This window comes from Ohtaekwangia sp. (assembly GCF_036568665.1).
Lineage (GTDB): Bacteria > Bacteroidota > Bacteroidia > Cytophagales > Cyclobacteriaceae > Ohtaekwangia.
Genome location: NZ_DATCSD010000426.1, coordinates 1 through 7,137 on the forward strand (window position 1 = coordinate 1; position 7,137 = coordinate 7,137).

General features: G+C 43.2%; 9 protein-coding genes. 5 read left to right on the top strand and 4 right to left on the bottom strand.

Features of this window, described 5'->3' with window-relative positions:
* From VIN08_RS24855 to VIN08_RS28680, 3 genes are all read left to right on the top strand, one after another.
* The coding region (locus tag VIN08_RS24855) for a carbohydrate-binding protein (protein WP_331971347.1) at positions 1-2,001 on the top strand (2,001 nt) is incomplete at its 5' end.
* Positions 2,002-2,039: 38 nt separating this feature from the next.
* Positions 2,040-2,930, top strand: coding sequence for a hydroxypyruvate isomerase family protein (locus tag VIN08_RS24860; RefSeq protein ID WP_331971350.1), 891 nt, complete (start codon positions 2,040-2,042; stop codon positions 2,928-2,930).
* 129 nt (positions 2,931-3,059) lie between these two features.
* Complete coding sequence (locus tag VIN08_RS28680; RefSeq protein WP_414693312.1) at positions 3,060-3,224, top strand: DUF6934 family protein; 165 nt, start codon at positions 3,060-3,062, stop codon at positions 3,222-3,224.
* Positions 3,225-3,460: 236 nt separating this feature from the next.
* Here the strand turns inward: VIN08_RS28680 and VIN08_RS24865 are convergent, their stop codons facing one another.
* Positions 3,461-3,754 (bottom strand): type II toxin-antitoxin system RelE/ParE family toxin, encoded by a 294-nt coding sequence (locus tag VIN08_RS24865; protein WP_331971352.1) that lies wholly within the window; start codon positions 3,752-3,754, stop codon positions 3,461-3,463.
* Positions 3,739-4,038: a hypothetical protein gene (locus tag VIN08_RS24870; RefSeq protein ID WP_331971354.1), complete on the bottom strand. Its 300-nt coding sequence runs from the start codon at positions 4,036-4,038 to the stop codon at positions 3,739-3,741. Before VIN08_RS24870 ends, VIN08_RS24865 begins: the two co-directional genes overlap by 16 nt.
* A 111-nt stretch (positions 4,039-4,149) precedes the next feature.
* Here VIN08_RS24870 and VIN08_RS24875 point away from each other — a divergent pair, with 111 nt between their 5' ends.
* Positions 4,150-4,524 carry a hypothetical protein gene (locus tag VIN08_RS24875; RefSeq protein WP_331971356.1) on the top strand — a complete coding sequence of 125 codons (375 nt, stop codon included), beginning with the start codon at positions 4,150-4,152 and terminating at the stop codon, positions 4,522-4,524.
* A gap of 13 nt (positions 4,525-4,537) precedes the next feature.
* On the opposite strand, the gene VIN08_RS24880 is transcribed toward VIN08_RS24875, so the two are convergent.
* The gene (locus VIN08_RS24880) at positions 4,538-5,119 is read right to left on the bottom strand and encodes a DUF4202 domain-containing protein (RefSeq protein ID WP_331971358.1); all 582 of its coding nucleotides are present in this window, start codon (positions 5,117-5,119) and stop codon (positions 4,538-4,540) included.
* 170 nt (positions 5,120-5,289) lie between these two features.
* Positions 5,290-6,078, bottom strand: a complete 789-nt coding sequence (cobA, locus tag VIN08_RS24885; protein ID WP_331971360.1) for a uroporphyrinogen-III C-methyltransferase — start codon at positions 6,076-6,078, stop codon at positions 5,290-5,292.
* A gap of 114 nt (positions 6,079-6,192) precedes the next feature.
* Between cobA and VIN08_RS24890 the strand changes: the two genes are divergently transcribed.
* Positions 6,193-7,137 (top strand): NAD(P)/FAD-dependent oxidoreductase (locus VIN08_RS24890; RefSeq protein ID WP_331971362.1); only part of this gene is annotated, 945 nt, incomplete at its 3' end.

The following is a 7,137-nucleotide window of genomic DNA, read 5'->3' on the forward strand; positions in this document are numbered from 1 at the left end:
GATCTTCGAGGTAAAATATTAAGGATACATCCGGAAGAGAACGGAACGTATACTATACCGGAAGGCAACCTCTTTCCGAAAGGCACTCCGAAAACACGTCCGGAGATATATACCATGGGATGTCGTAATCCCTATCGTATCTCCGTTGACCCCGCTACATCTATAGTATATTGGGGAGAGATCGGCCCGGACTCCGGTAATGATGGCGCACAAGGCCCGCGCGGTTACGATGAGATCAACCAGGCAAAGAGACCTGGAAATTTTGGCTGGCCCTATTTTGTAGGCGATAGCAAACCCTACCATGAATTTGATTTTGCAACGAAGTCGGTAGGCGAACTGTTCAACCCGGAAGCGCCTGTAAATACTTCTCCGAATAACACCGGGGCGAAAGAACTTCCGCCTGCACAAAAGGCTATGATCTGGTATCCGTACGATAAAGCCATAGAGTTTCCGGAAATTGGTACAGGTGGACGCAGTGCGATGGCCGGGCCGGTATATCATTATGATGCATCAATAAAATCTTCTACGCAATTCCCGGAGTACTACGATAAAGGTCTTTTTATTTTTGACTGGATGCGTAACTGGGTATTTGTGGTTCGCCTCGATGCCGAGTATAATTTCAAACGCATGGAGCCTTTCATGCCTGGCAATGGTGACTTCAGAAGACCGATTGATCTGGAAGTAGGACCGGAAGGTTCTTTCTATATGCTGGAGTATGGCTCGGTATATGGCATAGATAACGTTGATGCGCGCCTGGTTCGCATCGACTATAACGGAGGCAACCGTAAACCCAAAGCCTATATTACGAGCAGCGATACCATCGGTCTTGCTCCTTTGAAAGTAAAGCTCAACAGCAAGAGTATAGATTTTGATGATGATGTATTAACCTTCGAATGGTCTGTTGATGGAAAGAAAGTAGAAGGCATTAACCCGGAATATACCTTTGCCAACAATGGTGTACGTAAAGTTACGCTGAAAGTTACTGATCCTTCCGGTGAAAGCGATGCTGATACATTGACCGTACGCGTGGGTAACACGATACCGGTATTAGCGATTACAACGACCGATAACAGCACATTCTTCTTTGAGAAGACCCCGTTTCACTATACCGTTACTATACAGGATAAAGAAGATAAAGTTATTGATCCTGCCAACGAGATGATTTCATTGAAATATATACCCAAGGCTGGTCAGCAGGTAGGGCACCAGTTGTTATCCTTCAATGCCGGTAAATCTTTGATGGAAGGCAGCGACTGTAAGGCTTGTCACCAGATTAATGGTAAATCGGTTGGCCCTGCATTTATAGAGGTATCTAAAAAATATCAAACCGATAAAACGGCATTGGCGCGATTGGCTAATAAAGTAATTACCGGTGGAGGAGGAGTATGGGGCGATCATGCTATGAACGCGCATCCGCAATTATCTAAAGAAGACGCCACGGAAATTGTGAAGTATGTTTTATCACTCGCCACTAAAAAAGATCTGGTGAGTCTGCCGGAAACGGGCGTGGTAAACTTTACCGAGCATAAAGATAAAACGGCCAACGGTCGTTATGTTCTTACAGCATCCTATACCGATAAAGGAGGAAGCGCAGTGCCGCTAACCGGAAGCACGGCATTTATACTTCGCCCGGCACGTGTGCAGGCCGAAGATGCAGAAGTAGTTCGCAATGTAAAGTATGAAGGCGGTGCACTGGGAAGCATTCATCATCGTTCTTATTTTGTGTTGAAACAGATTGACCTCAAAGGAATAAAACAATTGACATATCGTTACTCATCTTTAAATCTTGGCGCGACTCTTGAAGTACACGTTAACTCCGCGAAGGGACCGATAATCAGTACGCTGAATTATACCGCAACAGGCGATTGGGAAAACTATAAAGAAATAAGCGTACCAGTACAGGATCCCGGAGGAAAGAACGATCTTTACTTTGTATTCAGGAAAGAGACACCGCCTAATCAACACATATTTTCTGTTGATTGGATTGAATTTAACCGATAACCGATAAAAACTTTTACCGAACTTTAACCAAGATGGATATGAGTCAAAAAACATCACGCAGAAGTGCCATTATGAAAATAGCCGGATCAGCAGCAGTGGCAGCGGCAGGTGTGTCGCTATCACATCGTCTTTCAGCAGCAGAAGCTGTGCTGGAAGCAAACCTGAAAGGAAAGATCAATCACTCTGCTTGCCGCTGGTGCTATAGCAGTATACCGCTTGAAGATCTTTGCAAGGCCGCGAAAAATATAGGACTTGCTTCTATCGAACTCACAGGACCTGAAGAGTGGCCGATCCTGAAAAAATATGGATTGACATCGGCAATGCCGTGGGGTGCTGGTAAAGGAATTACCGAAGGATTCAACAACCCTGCGTTGCACGATGAATTGGTGAAGAGCTATACGGATATCATTCCGAAAGTTGCTGCTGCAGGCTTGAACCAGATCATCTGTTTCTCGGGTAATCGCAACGGTCTTGATGATGAGAAAGGAATCGAGAACTGCGCTATAGGCTTGAAGCGTTTGATGCCGATCGCAGAGAAGTATAAAGTTACCATGTCGATGGAATTGCTGAACAGCAAAGTAGATCACCACGACTACCAATGCGACCACACATCGTGGGGTGCTGCGCTTTGTGAGAAAGTTGGTTCAGAAAATTTCAAGCTGTTGTATGATATATACCACATGCAGATTATGGAAGGCGATGTAATTGCAACGATTCGCAAATACAACAAGTATATATCACACTATCATACCGGAGGTGTTCCAGGCCGCAACGAGATCGATGACACACAAGAGCTGAATTACCCGGCTATCATGAAAGCGATCGTTGAAACAGGCTTCAAAGGATTTGTGGCGCAGGAATTTATACCGAAGCGCGAAGACAAGATCGCTTCCCTGAAACAAGGTGTATTGATCTGCGATATAGCGTAAATATAGTCTGGAAAACCATGACGCGATTCAGGTGATGTTGTAGCATATAGTAATTATATATATTGGAAGGCCATTTAGAGATATATCTAGATGGCCTTTTTTGTTGTCGTTGTGGTTAATATTTAGGGAGTGAAATACGATAAATATACTATAGAGGCTCTGCCTTCGTTTTCTGAATTTTATAGTGAAGGTCCAAAAGGGAGGATAAGGAAGCAGGTTGTGTTTACGAGCTTTGAAAACAATCCGCAGATATATAACTTGGTGTTGGCGATGTCAATGAGACTGGTGAGATAAATGATGCTGTTGTTACAATGGAACAGTAATGAGGATATCTGCGAGGAAGACATTAGATCAGCAGATTGCTATAGCATATAGTAATTGTATATATAGGAAAGTCATTTAGGTATATACCTAAATGACCATTTTTTTTTGTTGTGTCTAATATGTAGGGATTGAAATATGATAAATATGATTGGGTCATGTATGAAATGTATCTATATGACTTTTATTTGAGTGTATTGTAAGCCCTTTTACAAGGACAAATCTTCAGGATTTTGTCGGCTGTCCCACACTCTTATAATTTCGATAGAATCGATGCGAACTTGATAGAAAATCTTGTAACTTCTGATAACTTTAACTCTTACATCTGCTATATCTGTGGGGGTTCCCATTTCAGGGAAGAGTGCCAGGAGTCTGGCGGACTCATTGAACAGTTTCTCTAGTTTTTCGCTAAATGTATCTGATTTGTTATGCTGTAGCCAAAACTTGTAAATTCTAAATCTGTCTTTAATTGAAGACTCAGTCCACACTATTTCTTTAGCCATTTCTTAATTAAATCATTGGCCTCTTCAGATGAAACTATTTTTCCCGACTCGATATCTTTCAAACCGGCTTCAATAGCTGCTTTTTCCGCATTGGTAACTTTATAAAAAGAATCTATCTCTGATTCGATTTTAATCAAATCATAGATCTCTTTCAAAATCATTTCATCTTCGATGGAACTGATTTGGTTGATGATCTGAGCTCGCAATTCAATAGCAGACATGATAATTCTTTTTTTTACAATATCGCCTTTATATGTGTCTTGAACAAATTTAGCTTCTGGCAAAATCAGCCATTCTGAGTACATAAATCCACAGCTATATTCCTTAGCTGAATATCGTTGGTAAAAAGTAGTGGCATAGTTTTATCCATCTCTCTTAAACAAATATATAACCCTATGAACAAGTTCGTGATATTCTTCAGTGCTATGCTGATGCTTGGTGGTACGGCAACTATGGCACAGTCGCCTGTGGCGGAGCCCGATTCCACCCGTGATCCGATCAAGCAAGGAGATCCGGCACCGGATAATGTTCCATCGCAGACATCGTATACCAAAGACATGGTTCGAATAAAACATCAGGATATACCGGTAGCATTGCGAAAAACTTTATCAGCCGATACCTATAGAGGTTGGGAGAATGCAAACCTGTATAAAGACAAGGCCGGCAGTGTATATATGCTGGAGTTTCAGGATCCGCTAAAAACCCGACTATATAAATTTGACCGGAATGGTAAATTGATCAAAGAGAAAACATCACGCGATGTTCAATAAACGCGATCGTATATTATTGTACTGCCTGTGCTATTAACGCACCTGCTTTAGCAGAGACGGGAATTTTTCCGGCTTCATCTATAGCACGGGCAGACATTTTCTTTAATGTTTTCTTCAGGATGTCAACCACTTTGGCGTCTTCGTGTTGTGCAGCAAAATCATCCAGGTAATATTGAATGAACACGAGGCAGATCACATCTTCTAACAACTGCGTGTCATGATTGGTCTGCAATTCTTTTTTCATCAACAGAAATTTTACTTTCTCAATCGTATCAAGGTCATAGCGACAACTTGATAAAATGTGCTCGGCAATTTTTGCCTGGTGAAATTTCTCGGAGTTACGCCATTGCAGATAACCCTTCTTATCCATCGGGTAGGAGTTCCGGGGTATTTCCCAACGACCAATGTGTTGGCATCGCGCAGCAAGCTGCATGTATTCGGGGGCATTCGGAGAAAATTTATTCAACCACTCCGTCATGCGTTGGCCATAGAGTAATTCTTTCGGATATACTTGTCCGTTCACTTCTTCCTGATGCGGATCGTTGGCATTGTAAGCATCAAATGTTGTAAAGGCTTTCTCGAGTCGTTCATTCATCGGCATGATACAAAACTGTTCGTCAAGGAAAATATACCATCGTTATACCGTGGGCTGGCGGCAAATGGTATAGCAAGTTAAGATATTGATATGGTATATCAAATGATTTGGTATAAGCGGAAGATTTTGAATGGAAGAGCCTTATCTATAAATGTATAATATATACTTGTTTATCGATTGCGGTGTATAGCTACGTGTTGGTTGCTGAGTTCTTCCAGCAGGTAACTTTCATTCACCACGTTTCCGATGACAATCACAGCAGGCGAACTGACCTGTTGCTCTTCTGCTAATTGACAAATGGTGCTCACGGTGCCGCGCACGGTCTTTTGTTCCGGCAATGTAGCGTACTGTATAACAGCGGCAGGCTCAAGCGATGAACGTCCTTGCTGAAACAACTCCATGATTGAGCGGATATGCGTCATGCCCATCAGTATCACAACGGTAGCAGATGATTGCGCGGCAAGTGCTATATCTTTCGACATTTCTCCTGACGAAAGCATTCCTGTTATTACCCAGAAACTTTCATTCACACCGCGCTTCGTTACCGGTATACCACACGATGCCGGAGCCGCCAGTGCACTGGAGAGCCCCGGTATAACGTCTACAGATATACCTCGCCTCATCGCATACTCCAATTCTTCGTGCCCGCGACCGAATACATACGGGTCGCCTCCTTTTAAACGCACGACCTGTTTATAGCGTGTAGCATAAAAGACGATCAGTTGATTGATCTCTTCCTGCGAAAATTCTTTTTTTCCTTTTCGCTTACCTACATATACCAGCTTGCACGATGGCTTTACAAATTCAAGAAGTTCTTTCGATGCCAGCGCATCATATAAGATCACATCTGCTCTCTGAATGGCTTTCATTCCTTTCATAGTGATCAGCTCCGGATCTCCGGGGCCGGCACCTACCATCGTAACCGTGGCTTTCTCCTGCTGCAGTATGTCCTTCTTCATTACTTAAAGTTTATACGTAATTATACGTAAATTATTCTTCGATAAACTTGATTAACGTAAATATTTACGTATAATTACTTAAAATTTGGCTTTGAAATACTTAAAACGATTGCAATGCAGAAGAGGATAATTGTAGTTGGAAATGGAATGGTAGGCTATAAGTTTTGCGAGAAACTCAGGAGCCGTTCTGCTGATGCAGAGATCATTGTATATGGTGAGGAACCGCGACCTGCTTATGACCGTGTTCATCTGAGCAGTTTCTTTTCAGGATCAACAGCAGACGATCTGCTGATGGCGCCTGCTTCATGGTATGAAGAGAATTCTATTCAGCTGCATACAGGCGAACTAGTAACAGAAATCAATCGCATCGATAAAACAATCCGTACGCATACAGGTCGGTCCGATCGTTATGATTATCTCGTACTGGCTACGGGTTCAAGTGCATTTGTTCCGGCTATGGAAGGTGTTGAACGCGATGGTGTATTTGTATATCGTACCATAGAAGATTTAGTGCAGATCACTGCGTATGCTAAAAAAGTAAAACGCGGTGCTGTTATGGGAGGTGGTCTTCTCGGCCTCGAAGCTGCCAAAGCTCTTCTCGGTCTCGGACTGGAAACACACGTGGTTGAATTTGCACCGCGCCTCATGCCCAGGCAAATTGATGATGCAGGCTCGGATATACTCGCACACAAACTTGCTCAGCTGGGTATAACGATACATACCGGCAAGAGCACGAAAAAGATTGACGGTAACGGAAAGCTTGAAGGTTTACTCTTTGCTGACGATACAAAACTCGATATAGAAATGCTTGTTATTTCTGCAGGCATCCGTCCGCGCGATGAGCTGGCAAAGGCTACGTTGCTGAACGTTCATCCGCGAGGCGGCATTGTTGTCGATAACTATATGCGTACGTCTGATGAGTATATATTTGCCATTGGCGAAGCGGCCGTGCATGGTAATATAGTATACGGACTCGTTGCTCCCGGCTATGACATGGCCGAGATCGTGGCGCGCCAGATTACAGGCGATACTTCGAAACAGTTTACCGGTTTCGATATG

Excerpts from the sequence above, each read along its gene's own strand:
- VIN08_RS24880 (WP_331971358.1), bottom strand. The coding sequence starts at position 5,119 with ATGAATGAACGACTCGAGAAAGCCTTTACAACATTTGATGCTTACAAT.
- VIN08_RS24860 (WP_331971350.1), top strand. The coding sequence starts at position 2,040 with ATGAGTCAAAAAACATCACGCAGAAGTGCCATTATGAAAATAGCCGGA.
- cobA (WP_331971360.1), bottom strand. The coding sequence starts at position 6,078 with ATGAAGAAGGACATACTGCAGCAGGAGAAAGCCACGGTTACGATGGTA.
- VIN08_RS24875 (WP_331971356.1), top strand. The coding sequence starts at position 4,150 with ATGAACAAGTTCGTGATATTCTTCAGTGCTATGCTGATGCTTGGTGGT.
- VIN08_RS24865 (WP_331971352.1), bottom strand. The coding sequence starts at position 3,754 with ATGGCTAAAGAAATAGTGTGGACTGAGTCTTCAATTAAAGACAGATTT.